20 protein-coding genes are annotated in these 22,593 nt (G+C 71.5%); 13 read left to right on the forward strand and 7 right to left on the reverse strand.

The genetic code is table 11. The annotated features are described in order from the left end of the window. Nucleotides 1-22: 22 nt before the first annotated feature. The 7 genes from ACLQ27_RS05015 to ACLQ27_RS05045 all read left to right on the forward strand — a co-directional run bounded on the left by ACLQ27_RS05015 (nucleotide 23) and on the right by ACLQ27_RS05045 (nucleotide 6,646). Entirely contained in the window at nucleotides 23-709 is a 687-nt protein-coding gene (locus tag ACLQ27_RS05015; RefSeq protein ID WP_425865780.1) for a hypothetical protein, read from the forward strand. Between the two features lie 233 nt (nucleotides 710-942). Further along, nucleotides 943-1,419 carry a hypothetical protein gene (locus ACLQ27_RS05020; protein ID WP_357492508.1) on the forward strand — a complete coding sequence of 159 codons (477 nt, stop codon included), beginning with the start codon at nucleotides 943-945 and terminating at the stop codon, nucleotides 1,417-1,419. A gap of 22 nt (nucleotides 1,420-1,441) precedes the next feature. Further along, nucleotides 1,442-3,241, forward strand: a complete 1,800-nt coding sequence (locus tag ACLQ27_RS05025) for a glycoside hydrolase family 15 protein (RefSeq protein WP_357492510.1) — start codon at nucleotides 1,442-1,444, stop codon at nucleotides 3,239-3,241. 59 nt (nucleotides 3,242-3,300) lie between these two features. Beyond that, nucleotides 3,301-4,137, forward strand: coding sequence for an aldo/keto reductase (locus ACLQ27_RS05030; RefSeq protein ID WP_357492512.1), 837 nt, complete (start codon nucleotides 3,301-3,303; stop codon nucleotides 4,135-4,137). A 41-nt stretch (nucleotides 4,138-4,178) separates the two neighbouring features. Continuing rightward, on the forward strand, nucleotides 4,179-4,847 hold the full coding sequence (locus ACLQ27_RS05035; protein ID WP_425865781.1) for a response regulator transcription factor: 669 nt from the start codon (nucleotides 4,179-4,181) through the stop codon (nucleotides 4,845-4,847). A gap of 4 nt (nucleotides 4,848-4,851) precedes the next feature. After that, a complete protein-coding gene (locus ACLQ27_RS05040; RefSeq protein ID WP_357492516.1) occupies nucleotides 4,852-6,042 on the forward strand; it encodes a sensor histidine kinase in 1,191 nt (396 codons plus the stop codon). Nucleotides 6,043-6,154: 112 nt separating this feature from the next. Beyond that, the gene (locus tag ACLQ27_RS05045) at nucleotides 6,155-6,646 is read left to right on the forward strand and encodes a DUF2231 domain-containing protein (protein WP_357492518.1); all 492 of its coding nucleotides are present in this window, start codon (nucleotides 6,155-6,157) and stop codon (nucleotides 6,644-6,646) included. Nucleotides 6,647-6,694: 48 nt separating this feature from the next. Here ACLQ27_RS05045 and ACLQ27_RS05050 read toward each other — a convergent pair whose 3' ends face one another. Then, on the reverse strand, nucleotides 6,695-8,764 hold the full coding sequence (locus tag ACLQ27_RS05050; protein WP_357492520.1) for a phosphocholine-specific phospholipase C: 2,070 nt from the start codon (nucleotides 8,762-8,764) through the stop codon (nucleotides 6,695-6,697). A gap of 117 nt (nucleotides 8,765-8,881) precedes the next feature. On the opposite strand from ACLQ27_RS05050, the gene ACLQ27_RS05055 reads away from it, so the two are divergent. Both ACLQ27_RS05055 and ACLQ27_RS05060 read left to right on the forward strand, forming a co-directional pair. Beyond that, nucleotides 8,882-9,898 (forward strand): SEC-C metal-binding domain-containing protein, encoded by a 1,017-nt coding sequence (locus tag ACLQ27_RS05055; protein WP_357492522.1) that lies wholly within the window; start codon nucleotides 8,882-8,884, stop codon nucleotides 9,896-9,898. 85 nt (nucleotides 9,899-9,983) lie between these two features. After that, nucleotides 9,984-10,469, forward strand: a complete 486-nt coding sequence (locus tag ACLQ27_RS05060) for a DUF2231 domain-containing protein (RefSeq protein ID WP_357492524.1) — start codon at nucleotides 9,984-9,986, stop codon at nucleotides 10,467-10,469. A gap of 51 nt (nucleotides 10,470-10,520) precedes the next feature. On the opposite strand, the gene ACLQ27_RS05065 is transcribed toward ACLQ27_RS05060, so the two are convergent. Then, nucleotides 10,521-13,871, reverse strand: coding sequence for a S8 family peptidase (locus tag ACLQ27_RS05065; RefSeq protein WP_425865782.1), 3,351 nt, complete (start codon nucleotides 13,869-13,871; stop codon nucleotides 10,521-10,523). A 318-nt stretch (nucleotides 13,872-14,189) separates the two neighbouring features. On the opposite strand from ACLQ27_RS05065, the gene ACLQ27_RS05070 reads away from it, so the two are divergent. The 3 genes from ACLQ27_RS05070 to ACLQ27_RS05080 all read left to right on the forward strand — a co-directional run bounded on the left by ACLQ27_RS05070 (nucleotide 14,190) and on the right by ACLQ27_RS05080 (nucleotide 17,882). Next, a complete protein-coding gene (locus tag ACLQ27_RS05070; RefSeq protein WP_425865783.1) occupies nucleotides 14,190-16,073 on the forward strand; it encodes a Xaa-Pro dipeptidyl-peptidase in 1,884 nt (627 codons plus the stop codon). 233 nt (nucleotides 16,074-16,306) lie between these two features. Further along, entirely contained in the window at nucleotides 16,307-17,200 is an 894-nt protein-coding gene (locus ACLQ27_RS05075; RefSeq protein ID WP_357492530.1) for a DUF1996 domain-containing protein, read from the forward strand. Between the two features lie 73 nt (nucleotides 17,201-17,273). Next, on the forward strand, nucleotides 17,274-17,882 hold the full coding sequence (locus ACLQ27_RS05080; RefSeq protein ID WP_425865784.1) for a DUF305 domain-containing protein: 609 nt from the start codon (nucleotides 17,274-17,276) through the stop codon (nucleotides 17,880-17,882). Nucleotides 17,883-17,994: 112 nt separating this feature from the next. On the opposite strand, the gene ACLQ27_RS05085 is transcribed toward ACLQ27_RS05080, so the two are convergent. From ACLQ27_RS05085 to ACLQ27_RS05100, 4 genes are all read right to left on the reverse strand, one after another. Next, entirely contained in the window at nucleotides 17,995-18,927 is a 933-nt protein-coding gene (locus ACLQ27_RS05085) for a hypothetical protein (RefSeq protein ID WP_425865785.1), read from the reverse strand. 8 nt (nucleotides 18,928-18,935) lie between these two features. Then, nucleotides 18,936-19,283 (reverse strand): PadR family transcriptional regulator, encoded by a 348-nt coding sequence (locus ACLQ27_RS05090; RefSeq protein ID WP_425865786.1) that lies wholly within the window; start codon nucleotides 19,281-19,283, stop codon nucleotides 18,936-18,938. 112 nt (nucleotides 19,284-19,395) lie between these two features. Next, complete coding sequence (locus tag ACLQ27_RS05095; protein WP_357574099.1) at nucleotides 19,396-19,575, reverse strand: hypothetical protein; 180 nt, start codon at nucleotides 19,573-19,575, stop codon at nucleotides 19,396-19,398. A gap of 54 nt (nucleotides 19,576-19,629) precedes the next feature. After that, nucleotides 19,630-20,244, reverse strand: a complete 615-nt coding sequence (locus ACLQ27_RS05100) for a TetR/AcrR family transcriptional regulator (protein ID WP_425865787.1) — start codon at nucleotides 20,242-20,244, stop codon at nucleotides 19,630-19,632. 109 nt (nucleotides 20,245-20,353) lie between these two features. Here ACLQ27_RS05100 and ACLQ27_RS05105 point away from each other — a divergent pair, with 109 nt between their 5' ends. After that, a complete protein-coding gene (locus ACLQ27_RS05105; RefSeq protein ID WP_357492538.1) occupies nucleotides 20,354-21,469 on the forward strand; it encodes an aldo/keto reductase in 1,116 nt (371 codons plus the stop codon). Nucleotides 21,470-21,541: 72 nt separating this feature from the next. Here the strand turns inward: ACLQ27_RS05105 and ACLQ27_RS05110 are convergent, their stop codons facing one another. Beyond that, complete coding sequence (locus ACLQ27_RS05110) at nucleotides 21,542-22,528, reverse strand: alpha/beta hydrolase (protein ID WP_425865788.1); 987 nt, start codon at nucleotides 22,526-22,528, stop codon at nucleotides 21,542-21,544. Nucleotides 22,529-22,593 lie beyond the last annotated feature (65 nt).

Below are 22,593 nucleotides of genomic sequence, written 5' to 3' on the forward strand. Positions count from 1 at the left end.
GACGACGCAAGGAGTTCAAGGCATGGCGACAGACGCCGTTGACAAACCGGGTCCGGAGCAAGCCGTAAGTGGACAGCGGGTCCTCGACCTCCTGGACAAGGCAATCGCCATCCAGAACCCGCTGGTGCAGAAAAACATCGCTCGCTCCCGCCAGCGAAATCCAGAGGCGACACCAGCAGAGGTGATCCGCAGTCTGGAGCGAATGTACGTCAGCGCCCTGACCGGAACGGGCGCCGCGGTGGGAGGAGCCGCGGCGGCACCCGGCGTCGGCACCGGCATCGCACTGGCACTGTCCGCCGGCGAGGCCCTGTCATCACTCGAGATGAGCGCCCTGTTCGCGCTCTCGATCGCCGAAGTCCACGGAGTCCGCATCGACGAGATAGAGCGCCGTCGAACGATCGTGATGGGAATCATGCTCGGCGGGTCCGGCTCCGCCACCATCACCAAGGTCGCCGAGCGTACGGGGCAACACTGGGGACGTCAGATTGTCGCCAAGGTGCCCCTGGAAACGCTGCGTCAGATCAACAAGATCCTGGGGAAAAACTTCATCACAAAGTACGGAACCAAGCAGGGCATCATCGTTCTCGGTCGAGTGGCGCCGTTCGGTATCGGCATGGTGATCGGTGGTGGCGCCAACGCCGCCCTCGCCACCCTGGCCGTGCGGGCCGGCCGTCGCGCGTTCGGCCCGCCTCCGCCGTCCTGGCCCTGACCGGCACGCAAAACCGCAAACGTGAGTGCAGAGGGGTCAGGGCACTGCCGTCCCGCCGCCAACTCGTCGAAGGGACGTCTGCGGGAGCGGGTCAGGGCGACCCCTGCGGTGGCTTATGGTGAGAAACCGGGCACCCGGTGGGCGGGTGTCCGGTCCGGGCCGTGGGATTCACGCTGCTCAGCCGGAGGGTGGACCGATGACCGAGAACGCCCGCGACGTCGTCGACTGCTGAGATGGACTGGGCCGGATGGGCGTTGTTCGGGTTGGTGGCCACCGCGGCACTCACCGCGGCGATGATCACCGCTCAACTGGCCGGCCTCACGCGGCTCGACCTTCCCCTGGTGCTCGGGACCTTCGTCACCGAGGATCCCGATCGGGCGCGGGTCGTCGGGTTCTTCCTGCACCTCTGCGCCGGTCAGGGTTTCGCCCTCGGTTACGCGGCCGCATTCGCGCTGCTGCACCGGGCCACCTGGTGGATCGGCGCGCTGTTCGGGATTGTGCACGTCGGGATCGCGCTGACGGTGATTCTGCCGCTGCTTCCCGGTGTGCACCCGCGGATGGCCTCGCAGCGGGCGGGGCCGGCCAGCACGGCGGTGTTGGAGCCGCCCGGTCTGTTCGCCGTCAACTACGGCATCCAGACCCCCGTGGTCACTGCTGTCGTCCACGTCGTCTACGGGGTCTTCCTCGGGTTGCTCCTCCAAGCCCGGTGACCCTCACCCCGGAGCGATCTCCGTGACTGGTAAGCCGCCGATCAGCGACTACGGCCTGCTGGGTGACACGCGTACGGCCGCCCTGGTCGCGAGTGACGGCGGCATGGACTGGCTCTGTGTGCCCCGCTTCGACGGCGATCCCCTGTTCGGCAGGCTGGTCGGGGGCCCGGACGCGGGAACGTTCCGGGTCGGCCCGGCCGGGCCGGCCACTGTCGTCGAGCGGCGGTACCGGCAGCACACCGCCACCCTGGAGACGACCTGGGCGGTGGGCGGCGGCCGGCTCCGCCTCACGGAGGCGATGGTGGCCGAGGTCAGCGGTCGTCTGCTGCCCACGACACTGATCGTGCGACGGCTGTCGGCCGAGCAGTCGGCGGTCGACGCGGTGGTGGAGTTCGATCCCCGCCTTGGCGCACGGCGCCGCCGGCCCCGGGTCCACCACCGACGCCAGGGCCTCGTGTGTGAGTGGGGGGCGCTCGCGGTCGCGCTGGACAGCACGCCCAGGTTCCGGATCGAACCGGGTCGGCCCACCTCGATCACGGTCCGGCCCGGGCGGCCGGTCACCCTCGTGCTGGCCGTGGCGCACCGCGAACCGGTGATCCACGTCGAGCCAACTGTCGCCTGGGAACTGCTCGTCGCAGACGAAGCCCGGTGGCGATCCTGGACGGCGGAGATCGACGACCGGCTGCCGTTCCGCGAACACGTCGCACGAAGCCTGCTCACCTTGCGGCTGTTGACCTACTCGCCGTCGGGAGCGCCGGTGGCGGCGCCCACCACGTCACTGCCCGAGGACCCCGGTGGGGTACGCAACTGGGACTACCGCTACGTCTGGCCCCGTGACGCCAGCATCGGCGTGAGCGCCTTCCTCAGCGTCGGCAAGACCGACGAGGCCCGAGGTTTCCTCGCGTGGCTGTTGCACGCCAGCCGGTTGCAACGGCCACGCCTGCCGGCGCTGCTCACCCTGCACGGCCGGCACGTGCCGGCGGAACGGGAACTGGTGGGTTGGCCCGGCTACCTCGACAGCCGTCCGGTGCGGATCGGCAACGGCGCCGCCGGCCAACACCAGCTCGACGGCTACGGCTGGGTGATCGACGCCGCCTGGGCGTTCGCCCAGGCCGGGCACCGCCTCTATCCCGAGACGTGGCGGGCGGTGCGCGGTTTCGCCGACGTCGTCGCCGGTCGTTGGCAGGAGCCGGACGCCGGCATCTGGGAGGTACGCGAGCCCGCCCACCACGTCCATTCCAAGCTCATGGGCTGGCTCGCGCTGGACCGCGCCCTGGCCATCGCCGACACGCACCGCCTGCCGGACCGCCAACGTCGACGCTGGCAGGAGGCCCGAGACGCCATCGCCGCCGAGGTCCGCACGCGCGGCTTCGACCCGACGGCCGGCAGCTACGTCCGCAGCTACGGGTCGCAGGACCTCGACGCGGCGCTGCTCGTCCTGCCGCTGCTCGGCCTGGACGGGACCGGGTCACCCCGGGTACGGGGCACCATCGACGCCATCCGGGGTCGGCTGTCCGCCGGCGGTCCGCTGCTCTACCGCTATCCGCCCGGCCGGGACGGCCTCCCCGGCACCGAGGGCGCGTTCCTGCCCTGCTCGTTCTGGCTCGTTCAGGGACTTGCCCGCACCGGGCGTCGCGGCGAGGCCGTCGAGCTGTTCCAGGCCGTTGTTGATTACGCCAGCCCACTCGGCCTCTATCCCGAGGAGGTGGACCCCGCGACGGGCGCCCACCTCGGCAACTACCCCCAGACGCTGACCCACGCCGCCCTCATCCAGGCCGCGCTCGCCATCCGAGACTCCCCCACTGGTGACAGGTCGGCCTGAGGGATCGTCCGGGCGGGAGGCACGGCCCACGGGCGGCTCGCGCGGGTAGGGTTTCGATCATGACGATTCCGCACCTGACGGCCGCCGACGGCACCACACTGCCGGCGATCGGGCTCGGCACGTACCGGCTGAACGGCTCGGCGGGTGTCGACGCGATCGGGCAGGCGATCCGGGCGGGCTACCGGTTGCTCGACTCGGCGGTGAACTACGAGAACGAGGGCGCGGTGGGTCGGGCCGCTCGCGCGGCGGGCGACGTACGCGGTGAACTGGTGGTCACCTCGAAGCTGCCGGGGCGGCACCACGGCTTCGACGAGGCGCTGACGACGATCGAGGAGAGTGTGTTCCGCACCGGCCTCGACCGGATCGACCTGTACCTGATCCACTGGCCGAACCCCAGTGTCGACAGGTACGTGCAGGCGTGGCGCGCGCTCATCGAGGCACGGGAGCGCGGGCTGGTGAGACACATCGGTCTGTCGAACTTCCTGCCCGAGCACATCGACCGGCTGGTGGCCGAGACCGGGGTCGCTCCGGTGGTCAACCAGATCGAGGTGCATCCGTACTTCCCGCAGCGGGAGGCGCTCGCCTACCACCGGGAGCACGGGATCCTCGTGCAGGGTTGGAGCCCGCTCGGCCACGGCAACGACCTGCAGCGGCATCCCGTCATCACCGAGATCGCGAACGCCCACGGCGTCAGCCCGGCGCAGACCATCCTCGCCTGGCACGTGGCCCGCCAGGTGATCCCGCTGCCCAAGGCCGCGTCGCCGCAGCGGCAGATCGAGAACCTGGACGTCTTCGACATCACACTCAGCGACGCGCAGGTCGAGGCCATCACCGCGCTGGGCCGCCCGGACGGGCGGCTCGCGGACCAGGACCCGGCGGTGTACGAGGAGTTCTGAGCCTCCCAAGCGGGATCGTGGCCAGGGGGAATACTGGGCGGGTGGAGATTGACCGCCCGCGCCTGCTGCTGGTCGAGGACGACGGCGCGCTGAGCGCGCTGCTCACCGACCTGCTCACCGAGGAGGGGTACGAGGTCGAGGTGGCCGGAGACGGGCAGAGCGGCCTGCACCGCGCCCTGGCCCGCGACTACGACGTGCTGGTGGTCGACCGAGGGCTGCCCGTGCTGGACGGGCTGGGGTTGGTCACCCGGTTGCGGGCGCGGGGTGTGACGTGCCCGGTGTTGCTGCTCACCGCCCGGGGCACCCTGGACGACCGGGTGCAAGGGCTCGACGCGGGTGCCGAGGACTACCTCGTCAAGCCCTTCGAGGTTCCTGAACTGCTGGCCAGACTGCGGGCACTGCGCCGTCGACACCAGGACGCGGCGGGCCGGTTGCCGCTGGGGCGGCGACGGTGGCTGGACGTGGGAAACCGACAGGTGCTCGACGAGGACGAGGAGATTCCGCTCTCCGCCCGCGAGTTCGCCGTACTGCGCGCCCTCGCCGGCCGGCCGACGAAGGTCTTCACGCGTGCCGAGCTGCTGAGCAGCGCGTTCGACCACGCCGCCGCGCCGGGCAGCGTCGACGCCTGCGTGCACCACCTGCGTCGCAAACTGGGTCGGGGGGCGATCCGTACGGTGCACGGTCTCGGCTACCGGATCGGCGCGGTCTGACGGCGTGGACGAGGCCCGACTGGTTCAGGCCCGACGGCGCAGTGTGGCGCAGACCGCCGGGGCGATCGGCGTGGTGCTGCTGCTGGTCGGTGCGCTGATGTTCGTCCTCACCAGTCGGCAGGAATCGCGGGCGCTGAACACCGAACTGGCGCAGGTGCTCACGATGGCCGAGGACACCGACGACCCGCCGCCCGGCGAGTTCCTGGCCCAGCGGGCGGCCGGCTCCGGTGCCGTCGAGGTGACCGAGAGCGCCTCGCCGGAGCTGACCCGGGTCCTCGGCGATGCGCTGGAACGGCAGCCGGGGCGCTTCGACACGGATGCGGGAGACGACCAGCGGGTCCGGGTGTTGGTCGCCGACCGAGCGGACGGCAGCCGGTGGGCCGTCGCCGCCGACCTCGCGCCGCTGCGTCAACGCCAGGGGCAGCTCGGCATCGCGCTGCTGGTTGCCGAACTGGCCGGCCTGACAGGTGCGGTGGTGGCCGCGGCGCTGCTCGCCCGGCGGGCGGTCGCGCCCCTGGCCACCGCGCTGACTTTGCAACGGCGCTTTGTCGCCGACGCCTCGCACGAATTGCGCACTCCGCTCACCGTGTTGCACACCCGTGCGCAGGTGCTGGCCCGACGATCCCAGACGGAGCCGGCGGCGCGACTCACCGACCAGCTCGACCAGCTCGTGGCGGACACCCGGGCGCTCGGCGACGTGGTCGAGGACCTGCTGGTGTCCGCCGCTGCCGAGCATCAGCCACCACCGGCCGCGGTCGTCGATCTGAGCGAGGTGGCCCGCGAAGTGGTCGCGAGCATGCAGGAGTACGCCCGGGAGCGGACGGTCGAGCTGCGCGTGGAGGCCTCCGGCGAAACCCCGGTCCGCGGAGCGCGCACGGCGCTGCGCCGAGCGACGACCGCCCTGGTGGACAACGCGATCGGGCACGTGGCCGCTGGCGGGCACGTCGCCGTGACCGTGCGACGGCACGCCGGTCAGGTGTCCGTCGAGGTCACCGACGACGGTGTGGGCCTCGACCCGGCCGAGGCGGACCGGCTCTTCGAGCGCTTCGCGCACGGCACGGCCGGGGCGGGCCGCCGGTTCGGGCTGGGCCTGGCGCTGGTGCAGCAGGTCGCGCACGCGCACCAGGGGTCGATCACGGTGGCCGGCGCTCCAGGTGCGGGTGCCACGTTCACGCTGCTGCTGCCGGCAGCCTGAGCGACCCACCGACGCGGTCGCTGGGTCGGATGACGTTCGATACCGCAAGAACTTCGCAAGAAATCGGCAATATGGTGACGGGCAGTGACATCCCGAGCGCCGAGGAGACCCCGTGCCCGACACCGTCAACGGACTGCCGCTGCACCCACTCGTCGTGCACGCGGTGGTGGTCCTCCTGCCGCTGGCCGCGCTCGGTGTCGTCGCGCTGGCCGTCCGACCGTCGTGGCGGGGCCGCTACGGCGTTCTCGTCGTCCTGATCACCGCGCTGGCGACGGCCGCGATCCCGCTCGCCACCTCCAGCGGGGAGAGCCTGGAGCACCGGGTCGGCGACCCGGGCGAGCACGCCGAACTCGGTGACACGCTGCTCTGGTTCGCCCTGCCCCTGCTGATCGCCGCCGTCGCGCTGGTCTGGCTGCACCGCCGCGACACCCGCCCGGGCGGCTCCCGACGAACGCCGAGAGGGCTCGCGGTGGTGGTCGCGGTGCTGGCCGTGGTCGTGGCGGTCGCGAACCTGGTGCAGGTCTACCGGGTGGGTGACTCCGGGGCCAAGGCCGTGTGGGGCAACACCCCGGCCGCCTCCGCCGGGCACGGCGACGACGACTGAAACGCCGCGCCACCCGGGCCGGTAACGACCCGGGTGGCGCGGCGCCGGTCAGACGAGCCCGCCGAGGGCCGGGTCGCTGATGCTGTCCTTGCCGTTCTCGACGTGACCGGCGTACCGGCGCTCGAAGCCGGCGTCACCCGCGACGGTGAGCGCCAGGTCGTACCAGCCGTGGGTGCGGGTGAGCTCCCACGTCGCCCGCTCCGCCTGGCCGGGCCGCAGCGCCAGCGTCACCGGACGGGAGTGGTAGCCGTCCTGGACGGTCACCTCGACCCGCTTCGCGCCCCGGTTGCCCAGCGTGAGGACGATCTTGTGGTCGTGCTCGTCGTACGCGGCGGTGACGTCGAGCTGTGACCGGCCGCCGGTGAACCGGCGGTAGAAGCCGTTCGGCCCGTGCACCGACAGGTCGTAGGAGGACTCGATCGCCCAGGTGTCCGTGAGGCGCTTGCCCGGCTCGACGGTGTAGCTGCGCGGCGCCGCCGTGCTGCCCGCCTGGCGGACCTGGAAGACCGCGCCAGCCCCACCGGTGTTGCGGAAGTCGATCCGGAACGCGCCGTCGGTGACCTGGCCGTCGGCGTGCAGGGTGTACGGGATCGGCCGCGCCGGGCGCACGCCGCGCTCCTGCTTCGGCAGCCGCCCCTTCGCCGGGGGCACCGGCACCTCGTCGGGGTGCCGGACCAGGTCGTCGGGCTTGAAGTCGTCCGTGTCCGGCAGCTTGACCTCGCGCGACCGGTTCGGGTGCCGGAAGTCGAAGGCCGTGGTCAGGTCACCGACGACGGCCCGCCGCCACGGGGTGATGTTCTTCTCGACCAGGTCGGGCCGGCCGTGCCCGAACCGCGTCTCCAGGAACTTGATCAGCGAGGTGTGGTCGAAGACCTGGGAGTTGACGTAGCCACCGCGGGTCCACGGCGACACGATGATCATCGGGACGCGGATGCCCAGGCCGTACGGGCCCGCCGGGTGGTCGGCGTCGCCGGGGAAGATCTCGTTGGTGGTGGGCACTGTCGACTGCCCGTGCTCGCGCGTCTGCGCAGGCGTCGGCGGCACCACGTGGTCGAAGAAGCCACCCTCCTCGTCGTACGTGATGAAGAGCGCCATCTTGCTCCACACCTCGGGGTTCGCGGCGAGGATGTCGATGACCTGCGAGATGTACCAGGAGCCGTACGCCGGCTCCCAGTTCGGGTGCTCGGTGTACGCCTCGGGAGCGGTGATCCAGGAGACCTGCGGCAGGCGTCCCGCCTCCACGTCCGCCCGGAAGTCGGCGAGCAGCGCCTCCGGGTCGCGGCCCTGGGTGCGGATCTCGGTGCCCGTCTTGGCCTTGTCCGCGAGCGGCGTTCCGGGCTGCGCGTTCTGGTACTGGTGGAAGTAGAGCAGCGAGTTGTCGCCGTAGTTGCCGATGTACGGGTCGTTCGTCCAGCCCCAGGATCCGGCGGCGTTGAGGCCGGTGCCGACGTCCTGGTAGATCTTCCAGGAGATGCCGTTGCGCTCCAGCCGCTCCGGGTACGTCGACCAGTCGTAGCCGGCCTCCGCGTTGGTGATGACCGGGCCGCCGCCCTTGCCGTCGTTGCCGACCCAGCCGCTCCACATGTGGTAGCGGTTCGGGTCAGTCGGGCCGATCAGGGAGCAGTGGTAGCTGTCGCAGACGGTGAAGGCGTCGGCGAGCGCGTAGTGGTAGGGCAGATCCTGGCGGGTGTGGTACGTCATCGCCGTGACGCCCTTGTTGGGCACCCACCCGTCGAACCGACCGTCGTTCCAGGCGGCGTGCCCGTCGTTCCAGCCGTGCGGCGGGTCCGGCAGGAAGGTCTGGCCGAGGTCCTTCACCTCGGGGCGGAAGGGCAGCAGCTCGTCGGCGCCGTTGGGCTGGTGCCACACGTCCTTGCCGGACGGCAGTGTCGCCGGATGCGGGTCGCCGAAGCCGCGTACGCCGCGCATGGTGCCGAAGTAGTGGTCGAAGGACCGGTTCTCCTGCATCAGGATGATCACGTGCTCGACGTCGTTGATCGAGCCGGTCCGGTTGTTCGCCGGGATGGCGAGCGCCTTGCTGAGGTCCAGCGGGAGCGCCGCACCGATCGCGGGAACACCCATTGCCTTGAGGAACGTACGGCGATCCACCGTGCCCATAACTCCGCCTTTGCGCGATCTGGTCGAGAAACTGGCGACCGGACGCTATCGAGGTCTGGTTGACGGCAGATGGCCATAATTCGGCCGGGCGGAAGCACGCCGACGTACCGTGAGGTCGTGCCGACGAGAGACGTACTCACCAAGGCTGACCTCGCCGAACTCCGCCGTTCGGTGCTCGGGACGGCCGACCCGCTCGGTGTCGCCGCCGACGTCGCCGAGGCGGCCCGGCAGGGCCGGCTGGAGGATCCGGACGACGCCGGGGACGCGCTGACCCTGGCCGCCGAGATCGCCCAGATCCGGGCCAGGCCCGACGCCGCGATGCGGTACGCGGACGAGGCGCTCGCGGCGTACCCGTCCGCCGACGATCCCCGGGCCGGCGTCGTCCGCGCGCTGCGGGCCCGGGTGATGTTCCAGGCCGGCGACCGCGACGACGAGGCGATGGCGGAGCTGACCGCGCTGCGGCCGCTGCTGCTCACTCAGCCCGACGCGCCCGCCTACCTCAGCGCGGCGCTGGACGCGGCAGGCCGTTCGGCGATCGCCGAGACGTGGCTGAGCGAGGCGGTCGACAGTCTGCTGGGTGACCGGACCGGAGTGACGGCCGATCCGGAGGTCGGTCCGCCGGACGCGCCCGGGGTGCTCTTCCTCCTGCTGCAACAGCGCCACCGGGTACGCCGGAATCTCAACCTGACCCACGACCGGCAGGACGATCTGGCCGACCGCCTGGAGAACCAGCTCGTCCGCCGCGCGGCGGAGCGTCAGGGCGGTGATACCGATCTGCTGCTCTGGCCTCGGGACGAGTTCGACAGTCTGCTCGCCGCGCACCCCGAGCTGACCGACGTGTACGGGCCGGACTGGGACGCGCACCGGGCCCGACTGGAGAAGGAGCTGGTACGGCTGACGGCTGACGGCCGGACCGGGCTGGGCGTGTTCAGGGCGACGGTGGCCGGCCTGGACGCGTTCGCCGGTCGACACGACGGCGGCCCGACCAACGCGGCGATCCGCGCCGGTTACGCGGCCGAGGTGTCGGCGCGACCCAGCTCGCGGGTGCCCTGGCCACCGGAGCGCAACGATCCGTGCTGGTGCGGCTCCGGCCTGAAGTACAAGAAGGACTGTCTCCCGCGGTCGCGGAGCTGACAGTTGGCTCTGGGCACGCTCAGTCGGTACCGATAGCCTCCAAGCCTGGATCATCGAGATCCGCTCTGGCCGGAGGAGTCGCCGAATGTTCGAAGAGTTCCTGGGCATCCCCGCTCACCCTCTCGTGCTGCACGCCGCTGTCGTGTTCGTGCCGCTGCTGGCCCTTCTGACAATCGCGTACGCGCTGGTCGCGCCGATCCGGCCGCACACGCGCTGGGTGCTGGGCCTGCTCGCCGTGGGCGCACCGGTCGCCGCCCTGCTGGCGAAGCTCACCGGCGACGCGTTCTTCGCGCGGATGCGCTCGGCGAACCGCGTCACGCCCGAGTTCGTGCCGAAGCTGGAGGCGCACCAGGATTTTGGCGACCTCACCCTCTACGCCGCGATCGGGCTGGGCGTCGTGGCGCTGGCGCTGGTCTGGTTCGTCGCGCCGCGCGGCGCCGAAGGCGCGCGCGCCGGTCGGGCGCTGACGCTGGCGTTGCAGGTGCTGTCGGTGGTGGCCGCCGGCATCGCCGTGTACTACGTGGTCCGTACCGGCGACTCCGGCGCGAAGGCGGTCTGGGAGGGCCAGTGACGAGCGCGGGCGCGGCCCGGCCGGAGCCGGACCGCACCCGCGCGGTGACCGTCAGCCGGCGTGGTACGCCCGGATGATGGTCTGGTCGATGCCACTACCGCCGTTGGCGGCGGCCTTGACCCGCAGCGAGACGGCCTGCCCGGAGGCGACCTTCGGCAGGTCGACGCGGTAGGTGTCGCCGCTGCCGGTGACCCGGGCGGCCTTCCAGGTGGCGCCGTCGTCGGTCGACGTCCAGACCTGCATCGACGTCACCTTCTGCGCCCGCACGCCGTGCGCCTGGCGGACGGTCAGCTCGGCCGTTCCGCCGACCGGGTGGTTGTCGTGGTCCATGGGCAGGGCGTAGTCGACAGCGAGCAGCGGCAGTGGCACGCTCTGCGTCCCGTCCGGCCCGGCGGACCGGAACGTCCACGAGGTGGTGGCCCGGGTCGAGATCGGCAGGATCAGGCTCGTGTCGACGTCGAGGGTCACCCGGTAGTCGGCCATCGCCTGCGGCACCGTGAAGTCGCCGAACGGGCCCTGCCGCTGCTCGACAAGCTTGCCGTCGCGGTACAGCGACAGCGTGCGCTTCACACCGATCGCCTCGCCCCGCAGGCAGTCGGCCCGCTGGTGCTGGTCGGTCAACGACACGAGGTCGAGGTGCAGGTTGCCCCGCGTCCGGGCCGGTGCGGTGGCGCAGCTGGAGTCGACGCCCGCCGGGTCGTCGTACCAGTCCGAGTGCAGCGGCTGCCGCGCCCAGACCTTGCTCTGTCGACTGCCCGGCTGGTAGCTGCGGGGCGCCTCCTGGGCCGCCAACCCTCCGTAGAGACCCTCGTCGGCCCAGACGATCTCGGGTGTCAGGTAGTCGGTGCGCGTCGGCGGCAGCGGCCCCTCGTAGGTCTGGGTCACCGGTACACCGTCGACCGTGGACCCGAGTCGCACCAGCTGGGTGAACATCTCCGGTGAGTCGGTCTGGTGGAACCGCTCGTCGATGCGGGCCAGCCTGGCCTGCTCCGCCCTGGTCACCCGGTACGTCGGGTCGGCCGGCACGCCGCCCGCGTACTCGTGCACGAGGTTGTAGCGGTACGGCTCGGCCGTGCCGGCGGGCGAGTCCAGGTTGACTGCCGCCCAGGTCCGCCGCGACCCGATCGAGGGCTGCGGCAGCGCGGTGCTGCGGACCGTCGTCAGCTTGCCGAAGCCGCTGATCTGGTGCCACCAGGACAGGCCGTTCGCCGCGGTCTGGAAATTGGTGAAGTCGACCCGGGTGGGCGTGGTGGGAACCCCGTCGACAGTGGCCGTCACCGGTTTGGCCTTCGCCGGGTCGAGGGTGACGGTCCGGGCGGCCCGTACGTCCAGGTCGGCGTCGGCGGTGAGAGTCGTCTCCAGCACGTCACTGTCGACGTAGTAGGCGACGGAGGCACCGAGCACCGAGTACCGGCCGGCCGGAACCCGCAGGGTGAAGGTCTCGCCGGGAGTGCCGGACCCGCCGCCGTAGTAGATCTGGGGGTCGGTGAGGTTGGCGACCATGAGGTTGATCCAGGTCTCCGCGCCGTCCCGCAGACCCGGCAGCGGCTTCGTGTTGATCGTCAGGTCGTAGCTGGGAGGCTCGACGTAGAAGCTCACCGGGGTGACCGCGACGACGGTGCGCCCGGTGCGGGCGGTGACGGTGGCCAGGTAGAAGCCCGGCCGGCTGGCCAACGCCGCGCGGTTGATCCGCAGTGTCGCTTCCGCCGTCGCTCCGCGCCTGGGCGTCACCCGGCTCGTCGACAGCGACGCCGCGCCGCGCGGCACCGGCTGGCCGTCGTGGTTGACGACCGACACGTCGAGGTCGAGGACCGTCGTGGCCGGGGTGGCGCCGCCGGTCCAGCTCAGCGTCGTGGTGCTGCTGCCGGACTGCGGGTACGCGAAGGTGCCGAGGTTGACCACCGGCTGGTCGCTGGTCGGGCCGCCGAGGGCCCGGGCCGCGTTGAGCCGGCCGGCCCCCACGGCGTACGCGTCGACGCCGCTGAGCGGGTCGGCGGCACCGACGAGCGCCGCCTTGAGCTTCGCGCCGGTCCAGTCGGGGTGACGCTGGGCGAGCAGCGCGGCGGCACCGGCGACGTGCGGCGTGGCCATCGAGGTGCCGCTGAGGCCCTCGTAGTACCTGTCGATCGGGTCCTGGAGGTTGGTGCCGGCGGCACGGGCGGCGACGATGTCGACGCCGGGCGCGACCATCTCCGGCTTGGCCGCGTGGCTGTTCACCAGCGGTCCGCGGCTGGAGAAGTCGGCGAGCTTGTCGTCGCGGTCGACGGCGCCGACGGTGAGCGCGCTGGCGGCGGACCCGGGCGAGGAGATCTGCGCGCCGCTGTTGCCCGCCGCGATGACGAAGAGGACGCCGGTGGACGTGCTGAGCCGGTCCACGGCCAGCGAGAGCGGGTCGCTGCCGTCGTCGGCCTCGCTGCCGCCGAGGCTCATGTTGATGACGTCGGCCCGGGTGGAGGCCCACTCCATGGCGGCGATGATGCCGGAGTCGGCGCCGGAGCCGTGGTCGTCGAGGACCTTGCCGATCACCAGCCCGGCGTCCGGCGCCACACCGCGACGCTGACCGTGGGCGGCCGCGCCGGTGCCGGCGATTGTCGACGCGACGTGCGTACCGTGGCCGTTGTGGTCGACGGCGTCACCGCCCTCGGCGGTGAAGTCGGCCCGTTCGACGACCCGGCCGGCGAGGTCGGGGTGGGTGAAGTCGGCGCCGGTGTCGAGGACCGCGACCCGGACGCCCTTGCCGGTGTAGCCGGCCTTCCACGCCTGCGGCGCGTCGATCTGGTCGAGGTTGCGGTCCAGACCGGCGGGCTTCGCGCCGCCGGTCAGCGCGGTGGCGCGGACCTTGCGGTCGAGCCAGACCTTCTTCGCGCCGGCGAGCAGCGAGTTGGTCGCGAGCTTCGCGGAGGCCGGGCTCTTCTTGGGTACGTGGCCGGCCACCGCGCCGATGCTGGGCAGGGAGCGCACGTCGCCGAGTGCGGCCACCCGCGCCGAGGCGGTGGCGGGCTGCACGATGACGGGCAGCGTGGAGGTGCTCTCGTCGTCGTACCCGTCGGCGATCAGCGCGGTGACGTCGAAGAGGTCGGGGTCGAGGGTCGAGCCGATCTGGGACTCGACGCGGGCGGGAAGGACGTGCAGGTGGCCGTCCGGGCCGCAGGTCTGGCGGAGCACGGTGTTCGCGTCGACGGGCCGTACCGTGGCCTGCGGGCACCCCGAGCCGGTGCTTCGGACGGTCACCACGTCCCCGGTGAGCAGGGTGACGGTGTGGGTCTTCGAGGTGGCGGAGGCGCCGGGTGTGCCCGGCAGGACTCCTGCGCCGGGACCGGCTGTGGCGGTGCCGCCGGGCACGGCGGTCAGCGCCGTGGCCGTGACGGCGACGGCCAGCAGCCAGCGTGTTCTTCTGAGCATTTCGCTCCCTGTCTCATGTGGACAAATGCGCCTCTTGGGCGACTTTTGCAAGATCATATGTCTCGGTACGCGATCTTCGGCAGCCTGCGACGAGCACTTTTTCTTCCCACCTGGCAAGGGTTTCCGCCGTGTGTCGGCACCGCGCCCGGTTCGATGTCGGTTCGATTGCGACCGCCTCCCCGGCCCGGAAAACGGCCGGCGGTGACCACCCGAGGGGATCGACGCGACGCCCACCCGCACCTAGCATGGCGACGAATGGATCTTCGCGATTGGTCCGTGCCGAGACCCGGCAGCCAGCCCGACCGAAGGGAGACGCACATGCGTCGACCCCGCCATCTCGCACTTCTCAGCGTCGGCGTGTCCGGCGCCCTGGTGCTGAGCGCAGCCCCCACCGCGACGGCCGCGCCGCCCGCGCCTGCCACGCCCACCGGCATCGTGGTGGCCGACGGCATGACCCAGCCGGTGTTCTCGCTCGCGGACGCCATCGAGGAGCGGGTGTACGTCCAGACCCCGGTGGACACCGACCACGACGGCCGCCCCGACCGGGTGGCGATCGACATCTCCCGCCCCCGGGAGACCGCCACCCAGGGCTTCAAGGTGCCGGTCATCTTCGAGCACAGCCCGTACCGTAAGGACACCTGGGGTGACGTGCCGTACCCGAGCGTGCTGGTCGACGACCTGCCGCAGAACGGCCAGACCGACCGCTCCGGGCGGCGGGCGCTCGACATGGGTATCCAGCGGGCCGAGGCGAAGGCCAACCTGCCCGGCTCACTGGACGACTACTACGTGCCCCGCGGATACGCGGTGGTGCTCGGCCAGAGTGTCGGCACCGGCGACTCGGACGGCTGCCCGACCAGCGGCGACCAGGCCGAGACGCTCGGCACCAAGGCGGTCATCGACTGGCTCAACGGGCGGGCCAGGGCGTACGACGTGAACGGCGCCCCGGTCACCGCCGGCTGGACCACCGGCGCGGTCGGCATGACCGGCGTCTCCTACAACGGGACGCTGCCCAACCAGGTGGCCACCACCGGGGTCAAGGGCCTCAAGACCATCGTGCCGGTCTCCGCGATCAGCAGCTGGTACGACTACTACCGGGCCAACGGCCTGGTGGTCGCGCCCGGGACGTTCCAGGGCGAGGACCTGGACATCCTGGCCCAGTACACGGCCGGGCAGGCGCGCGCCGAGGGGCAGTGCGCCGACGAACTCGCGACGATCACGAAGGAGCAGGACCGGGTCACCGGCGACTACTCGACGTTCTGGAAGGACCGCGACTACCTGGACGCGCGCGACGTCAAGGCCAGCGTCTTCGTCGTGCACGGCCTCAACGACTGGAACGTCAAGACCGAGCACTTCGCCGGCTGGTGGGACGAGCTCGCGAAGCGCGACGTGCCGCGCAAGATCTGGCTGCACCAGGGTGGGCACGGCGGTCCGGGCAGCAACGCCTCGGTGACCCTGCCGGACGGCCACACCTGGACCTACAAGCAGACCGAGAACCGCTGGTTCGACTTCTGGCTGTGGAACGTGCGCAACGGCATCATGGACGAGCCGACCGCGGTGCTCCAGCGCGAGGACCGGGCCTACACCACGTACGCCAACTGGCCCGACCCCGCCGCGCGTGAGGTCGGGCTGCGGTTCGCGGCGACCGACGCCACCGCGCCGGGCGCTCTGACCACTGGCAAGCCGCCGAAGGCCAAGATCGAGCAGAGCTTCGTCGACGAGGGCCGGACCATCCACCCGGACACCCTGGTGGCCGATCCGGACACGGCCAGCCCCAACCGGCTCGCGTACCGCTCCCCCGAGCTGACCCAGAGCGTGCGCATCTCGGGCCGACCGGAGGTGCGGCTGCGGATGGCCATCGACAACAAGCCCGACGCGAACCTGACCGCGTACCTGGTGGACTACGGCCCGGCCGGGTCGAGCGCCGCGCCGACCGTGGTGACCCGGGGTTGGATGGACCCGCAGAACCGCAAGAGCGCCGCGCGCACCGAGCCGGTCAAGCAGGGCAAGCTGTACGACTACCGGTGGACGATGGAGCCGAAGGACTACATCTTCCCGGCGGGGCACCGGATCGGCGTGGTCGTCTTCTCCAGCGACCAGGAGTACACGTTGCTGCCGTTGGGTGGCACCGAGCTGCGGGTCGCTCCGAACGACAGCGAGGTGCGGCTGCCCGTGGTCGGCGGGCGGGGCGTCCTCGGTTTCTGACGTCCTCGTCTCACGAAAGGGGCGGTCCGACACGTCGGACCGCCCCTTCTGGCGTTTTCCACCAACCGCGTACGTATTGACAACCGTCGACGCGGAGCACAGTCTGATGTGGTGAGAGCGCTCTCTCGCCCCGGTTCCCGGGCCACCATCCCCTTTCGGCCAGGACACCCTCCGACGTCTTTCGGCGGCGGCGTCGGAGCTGTCCCTGACCCGTCCCCGACAGGAGTCACGAGATGGACAGGGCCGCACCCCTCTCCCACGTCCCCCGCCGGCTACGCCTCGCCACGGCGATCGGCGCCCTGCTGACGCTCCTCGGCACGTACCTGGCCTGGACCACCGACCGGGCCGACGCCGCCCCGGTCGCCAACGTCATCCGGGTCGCCGAATTCCCCGCCGACTGCGCGTACAGCCACCGGCTGCCCGACGACCCGATCGTCTTTCCCGGGCTGCCCGGGGCCTCACACATGCACAGCTTCTTCGGCAGCACGGTGACGAACGGCAACACCACGCTTCCCGACCTGGTGAAATCCACCAGCACCTGCAACCCGGCGGTGGACGTCTCGTCGTACTGGGTGCCGACCCTCTACCGCGACAACGTCGCGGTGGAACCGGCCATCGCCACCTTCTACTACCTCGGTGAAGGTGTCCGCGCCGACGTCGTCGCCAACACCCAACCGATCCCGCAGGGCCTGCGACTCGTCGCGGGCAACGCGAAGGCCACCGGGCCGAACGACAGCATCGCCCGCTGGTCCTGCCTGCACGCCGGGCAGGTGCCCCCGTCGAAGGACTTCGTCACCTGCCCCGCCGGCACGATGCTGGAGTCGTACCTGGACTTCCCGCAGTGCTGGAACGGTCGGGACCTGGACTCGCCGGACCACAAGAGCCACCTGGCGTACCCGGTGAACCAGGCCTGCCCGAGCACCCACCCGGTGCACGTGCCGAAGTTGCGGCAGGTGCTGCGGTACCCGGTCAACGGCGACCCGTCGCACTTCCGGCTCGCCTCCGGGCCGGGCTACACCATGCACGGCGACTTCTTCAACGCCTGGCCGACAGCGGAGATGGCCCGCCGGGTCCAGGACTGCATCCGGCCGGTCATCAAGTGCGGGCACGACGGCCGACCGATCTGAGCCGACACCGTCGCACCCGAGGGGGCGGGTCCGGTCACGCCGGGCCCGCCCGCCGCGGGCGGAAGGAGGCCGTATGCGCGCCCGCGCCGCGCTGCTCACGACGGCGGTGCTCCTCGCCGGCTGCGCCGGCGGGACACCCGCGGACAGCGCCGGGCCACCCACTGTCGCGCCGGCCGCGTCCACATCGTCGAGCGTCGGATCGGCGGGCTCCTTCAGCCCCACCGACATCGCCTGGCTGCAACTGACCGCCGCGATGACGGACCGGCTGCTGCCGGTGCTGGACCTGGTGCCGACCCGGACCACCGACCCCGCCTGGCGACGGCTGGCCGCCGACGTGCGGGCCAGCAACCGGGCCGACCTGAGCCGGTCCCGCCAACTGCTGCGCGAGGCGGGAGCGCCGACGACCAACCCGCACGAGGGCCACGACATGCCGGGCATGATCACCACGGACGAGCTGACCGCGCTGCGGTCGGCCACCGGGGAGACGTTCCACCGCCTGCTCGCCGCGCACCTGCGCGCGTACCTCACGCAGACCGTCCGGGTCGCTACCGCCGAGCAGAAAAGCGGCGTCCACCCCGCCACCACCACACTGGCCGCCACGGTGATCCGATCCAACACCACCCACCAGCAAAACCTGAACAACCTGTCCCCCACCCCCACCTCCCCCGCCCCGGCTCGGTGATCAAGAGGTTCGCGTCATCCCAGCGGCGTGTCGTGACGCGAACCTCTTGATCACCGGCGGATCGGTGGGCGTGCGGTGCGGGTGAGCCGCTCGTCTGCCCCAGAGCTGGCGTTCAGCGCACCTCGGGCCTGTGACGACGGACGAGGTGATTGATGCCAGTCATGGTGGCAGCGATGACCGTGATGAGGATTGCCAGCGGTAGCGGCTGACCGTCGAAATGCCGCATCGTCGTGTTGGAGAGCAGCGGGTCGGGGATGAGCCATCCGGCGACGAAGCCGGTGAGTCCGACGCCGACGACGACGGCGGGCCGGTGGCGGCGGACTGCGAAGGCGGCCACGGCAGCGGCGATGGCGGCGGTGAGGATCCCGAGGGCCGTCGGCACGGCGTCGGGAACGTCGACGCCGTGCCGTCCCCATTCGCCGGTGCCTTTCCAAGCGAGGATCCCGAGTGGGACGAGGGCCCACCAGAACAGGCGCGGCTGCGGCGCGGTCCACCGCTGGCGGCCGGCGATCGCGAGCAGGACGAAGGTCAGGACCGGTGGGGCGTACGCGAAGAGTTGTTGACCGGGGTCGAACCCCATGCCGGAACCGCTGAACACGTCGATGGCGAACCAACCGACGTTGACCAGCACGAACATTGCTTGGATTGCGAGGGCGGTCCGGGTCCCGCCGCACAGCCAGGCGATCAGCGGCGCGAGAGGCAGCAGGCCGAGACCGACTATCTGCGGCCAACTGGCGGTGATGGCCGGCATGTCGGTGGCGAGGACGGCGCCGGTGAACAGGTCCAGGGTCTGACCGGCGGGCTGGGTGCCGACGGCGACCAGCAGGGCACTGAGTCCGGTGGTGAGGGCCGCGGCGGTGAGAGGCGTCGTGAGTCGCAGCCGGATCGCCAGGGCGATGATGTTCAGCGCCTCGTGCCGACTCGGGTGCTGGCGGCCGTGGTCGAGGTCCAGCAGGAGTCCGAGCAGTTCCTCGCCGCGGGCGTTGCGATGCGTGGCTGGCAGTAGGCGCAGCAGCCGTCGATATCGTCGCTCCAGGGGGCTCATTCCCGGCTTCATCCGCTGGTCCCAAGGCGTGGGGCGTTGCGGGCGGCACGCTTGTTGAGGCGCTCCTCGGCGAGCCGGACCGCGGTGGCCATCCGGCGGCTCTCCGCGCGGATGGCGTCTGCGCCGGAGTCGGTCAGGCGGTAGAAGCGGCGTAGCCGACCCTTCTCCACCTCGTCGTGGTCGGGGGCGATGAGCCCCTGGGTGACGAGGCGATCGAGGGCCCCGTAGAGGGTGCCAGCGCGTAGCCGGATCCTGCCGTCGGTCATCTCGTCGACCTCTGTCACCACGGCGTAGCCATGACGGGGTTGGTCGGCGAGGGCGGAAAGGATCAGGAACGTCTGTTCGCTGATGTCCATCGGCTATATATATCGCACCACGATATATATAGCAATGCCCTCCTCGCGCGCACCCGTACTCCTCGACGTGCCAGAGGTCGGCCCCGGGGCGGTCTCCGCGGCAGCAGGAGGCTCAACTTCCGCCCATGCTCGACGAACTGTTGTCCGACGAGTTGCCCCGGCGTGAGGTGTAGCGACCCGCGAGTCGTCCCGCGCGTGCGCGACGGCCCAGCACCCCGATGATCGTCAGCAGGAGCGCCGCACCGAGCACGATTCCGCCGCCCAGCAGCGCCGCCATCGTTCCCATCGACATCCTCGACCTCCACACTCAGCAGACCGGCAGACGGGCGATCGTCCCACCCTCCCGTCAGGCGCGGGAAGGGCTGTCGCCGCCGGCCCGCAGGGAGTCGATGGTGAGGTCGAGGGCGGCCTCCAGGTGGTCGATCCTGCCGGTGGAGAGCAGCAGCAGGACGCCGCCCTGGATGCCGGCCAGCAACGCCGCCGAGGCGCGGTCGGCGTCCACGTCCGGGGCGATGTCACCTGTCGACTGCATGTGCCGGATGCCCACGGCGATCGCCTCCTGCCACCGCCACATGAGCCCGGTCACGATGGCCTGCGCGCCCGGCGCCCGTCGGCCGGTCTGGCCGAGCAGGCCGTTGAGCGGGCACTTCACGCCCTGCGCGAGGTAGCGCTCGATGAGCCGGTCGCGCCACGCCTGCCAGGCCGGCCAGGACGTCAGGTTGCTGAGCATCGGCTCCTGGTCGGTGAGCACCTGGTCGGCCTCGTGCTGGGCGACCGCGAGCAGCAACTCCTCCTTGCCGTCCGGGAAGTAGTGAAAGAGCTGGCCCTTGCTGGTGCCGGTGTGGGCCATCACGTCTTCGAGGCGTACCTCGTCGACGCCGCGCTTGCGGATCTCGGCTGCGGCGCCGGCGACGATCCGCGCCCGGGTCGCCGCACCCTTGCGGGTCAACGCGCGTGTCATGGCCCCCACCGTAGCGCGGGTTTTGGACTTGCAGGTCCATTTTTGGCGAGCAAAGGTCGGGTCCGGGCGGTCCGCTCCGCGCCCCCATCACGATCGAGAGGGCACCACAATGAACCACTACTACCTGCTCGGACGGTCGGGCCTGCGGGTGAGCCGACTGGCGCTGGGCACCATGAACTTCGGCGTCGACGGGTTCCACGCCGCGTACGGCAAGACCGAGGAGGAGGCCGAGCCGATCTTCCGGCGGTACCTGGAGGCGGGCGGGAACCTCATCGACACGGCGGACTTCTACACCGCTGGGGAGAGCGAGAAGATCCTCGGCCGCCTCATCGACAAGGCAGGCGTCCGCGAACGACTCGTGCTCACCAGCAAGGCCACCAACACCGTCGACCCGACCGACCCGAACGCCAGCGGCAACGGCCGCAAACACGTCATGCGGGCCGTGGAGGCGTCGCTGCGCCGGCTCGGCACCGACTACATCGACCTGTACCTGCTGCACACCTGGGACCGGATCACCCCGGTCGAGGAGGTCGTGCACACACTCGACGACCTGGTGCGCTCCGGCAAGATCCGGTACGCCGGCCTCTCCGACGTGCCGGCCTGGTACGCGGCCCGCGCGCAGAGCTACGCCGAGGCGCACGGGCTCGCCCCGATGATCAACGTGCAGCTGCCGTACTCCCTGGTCATGCGGGACATCGAGGCGGAGTTCGTGTCGATGGCCCAGACCCTGGGGATGGGCATCACCGCGTTCAGCCCGATCGGCGGCGGCCTGCTCAGCGGCAAGTACCGGCGCACCAGCGAGGGCCTGAGCGGTACCGGACGGTTGACCACCCCCAACGCCGCGGGTCGGGAGATCAGCCCCAACGACTGGAAGGTCATCGACGCGTTGGAGAGCGTGGCCGCCGACCTGGGTCGCAGCATGGCGCAGGTCGCGATCAACTGGGTGGTCACCCAGCCCGCCGTCGGCTCGGTGATCATCGGGGCGAGCAGCCCGGAGCAGGTCGGCGGCAACTTCGGCGCGCTCGACTTCGAGATCCCGGCCGACGCCCGCCGCCGGCTCGACGAGGCCAGCGCCCCGACCCTCGGGCCGCCCTACGGCATGTTCACCCCGCAGTACCAGTCCTGGGTGGTGAGCCCCGGCCTCGGCGTCGGCGACAAGCCCGCCGGTTACGCCCCGCCGGTGTTCAACGGTGCCCGGGAAGCGGGACAGGCGGCGGCGCGGTAGTCGCCGCGGACGGCGGTGCGCCGCGGAGGCAGGTGGACGACTCCGCGGTGCGCCGCCGGGCGACGATCGCGTTCAGCCGCCGACGCTGACGGTCCCGACGAGCTCGGACGTCGACGCCGGACCGCCCTCGTAGAGGTCGACGTACAGCCGGAGCAGTTCGTCGGCGTCGGTGCCGAGTGCGGTGAGGTCGAGGGTGTTGTGGCGGACACCCCACGCCTGCGGCAGCGCGCAGACCCGCAGCGCGACGCCGTTCGCCCGCGCGATGCGGCGCGGCACCCGCACCGCCGCGGCGGGGTCCACCACCGCGTCGAGCGGGCTGATCGCCACGGCCGCGCTCAGCAGGCCGGTGCGCCGTGGCGGACGCGGCAGCGTCCGTGCGATCGTCAGGTACTGGGTGACGGCCGAGAACGAGTATCCCCGCGAGTTGACGCGGTCGCGCAGGAGGCGGCGCCCGTACAGCGTGATGAGTGGTCGGACCGCGAAGGCCGGCGCCTGGCGGGGATCCGGGCCGAAGAACGGCGACAGCAGCAACAGCCGCCGGACGACGTCACCACGGACCTGGGCCAGCCACGCGGCGAGCACCGCGCCGCCGGAGATGCCCACGACACCCACCTCGTCCCCCAGGCCCGCCGCGACGGTCACGGCCTGGGCGGCGTACGTCGTCAGCTCGGCGGCCTCGACCTGGTGGTGGGCCCGCGGGTCGACGGTGCCGTGGTGCGGGGCCCGCGGAATCCACACGTTGTAGCCCCGGGCGAAGAACACCTCGGCCAACGCGTCGTGCTGCTCCGGCGCAAGGGTGTATCCGTGCAGCAGCAGCACGGCCCTGCCGGTACGGGAGCCGTGGCTCAGCAGGCGGCTGCGCGACTCCGGCCGGATCTCCGGATCGGCGGTCTCCGCCGCCCTGATGGTCTCGGCGATGCGGGTGGCGGCGGCGAAGTCCAGCGGATCGCCCGGTGCGAGCCGCAGCTCACGGCGGCGCAGCGGCCAGAGGTAGAGCCCGGCGACCGCCGCCACGACCAGCGCCGATCCGCCGACGATGAGGGCGATGATCTCCGGCATGGGCACAGATCCTGGCAGGAGCCGGCGGTGCCGCCGGTGCGGGGTGCGCCCCGGGTGACGCGGGG

The organism is Micromonospora sp. DT63, from assembly GCF_049841615.1.
GTDB lineage: Bacteria > Actinomycetota > Actinomycetes > Mycobacteriales > Micromonosporaceae > Micromonospora.

Excerpts from the sequence above, each read along its gene's own strand:
- ACLQ27_RS05095 (WP_357574099.1), bottom strand. The coding sequence starts at position 19,575 with ATGTCGATGGGAACGATGGCGGCGCTGCTGGGCGGCGGAATCGTGCTC.
- ACLQ27_RS05020 (WP_357492508.1), top strand. The coding sequence starts at position 943 with ATGGACTGGGCCGGATGGGCGTTGTTCGGGTTGGTGGCCACCGCGGCA.
- ACLQ27_RS05085 (WP_425865785.1), bottom strand. The coding sequence starts at position 18,927 with ATGAGCCCCCTGGAGCGACGATATCGACGGCTGCTGCGCCTACTGCCA.
- ACLQ27_RS05105 (WP_357492538.1), top strand. The coding sequence starts at position 20,354 with ATGAACCACTACTACCTGCTCGGACGGTCGGGCCTGCGGGTGAGCCGA.
- ACLQ27_RS05080 (WP_425865784.1), top strand. The coding sequence starts at position 17,274 with ATGCGCGCCCGCGCCGCGCTGCTCACGACGGCGGTGCTCCTCGCCGGC.
- ACLQ27_RS05015 (WP_425865780.1), top strand. The coding sequence starts at position 23 with ATGGCGACAGACGCCGTTGACAAACCGGGTCCGGAGCAAGCCGTAAGT.
- ACLQ27_RS05060 (WP_357492524.1), top strand. The coding sequence starts at position 9,984 with ATGTTCGAAGAGTTCCTGGGCATCCCCGCTCACCCTCTCGTGCTGCAC.
- ACLQ27_RS05100 (WP_425865787.1), bottom strand. The coding sequence starts at position 20,244 with ATGACACGCGCGTTGACCCGCAAGGGTGCGGCGACCCGGGCGCGGATC.
- ACLQ27_RS05065 (WP_425865782.1), bottom strand. The coding sequence starts at position 13,871 with ATGCTCAGAAGAACACGCTGGCTGCTGGCCGTCGCCGTCACGGCCACG.
- ACLQ27_RS05030 (WP_357492512.1), top strand. The coding sequence starts at position 3,301 with ATGACGATTCCGCACCTGACGGCCGCCGACGGCACCACACTGCCGGCG.
- ACLQ27_RS05075 (WP_357492530.1), top strand. The coding sequence starts at position 16,307 with ATGGACAGGGCCGCACCCCTCTCCCACGTCCCCCGCCGGCTACGCCTC.
- ACLQ27_RS05110 (WP_425865788.1), bottom strand. The coding sequence starts at position 22,528 with ATGCCGGAGATCATCGCCCTCATCGTCGGCGGATCGGCGCTGGTCGTG.
- ACLQ27_RS05070 (WP_425865783.1), top strand. The coding sequence starts at position 14,190 with ATGCGTCGACCCCGCCATCTCGCACTTCTCAGCGTCGGCGTGTCCGGC.
- ACLQ27_RS05090 (WP_425865786.1), bottom strand. The coding sequence starts at position 19,283 with ATGGACATCAGCGAACAGACGTTCCTGATCCTTTCCGCCCTCGCCGAC.
- ACLQ27_RS05050 (WP_357492520.1), bottom strand. The coding sequence starts at position 8,764 with ATGGGCACGGTGGATCGCCGTACGTTCCTCAAGGCAATGGGTGTTCCC.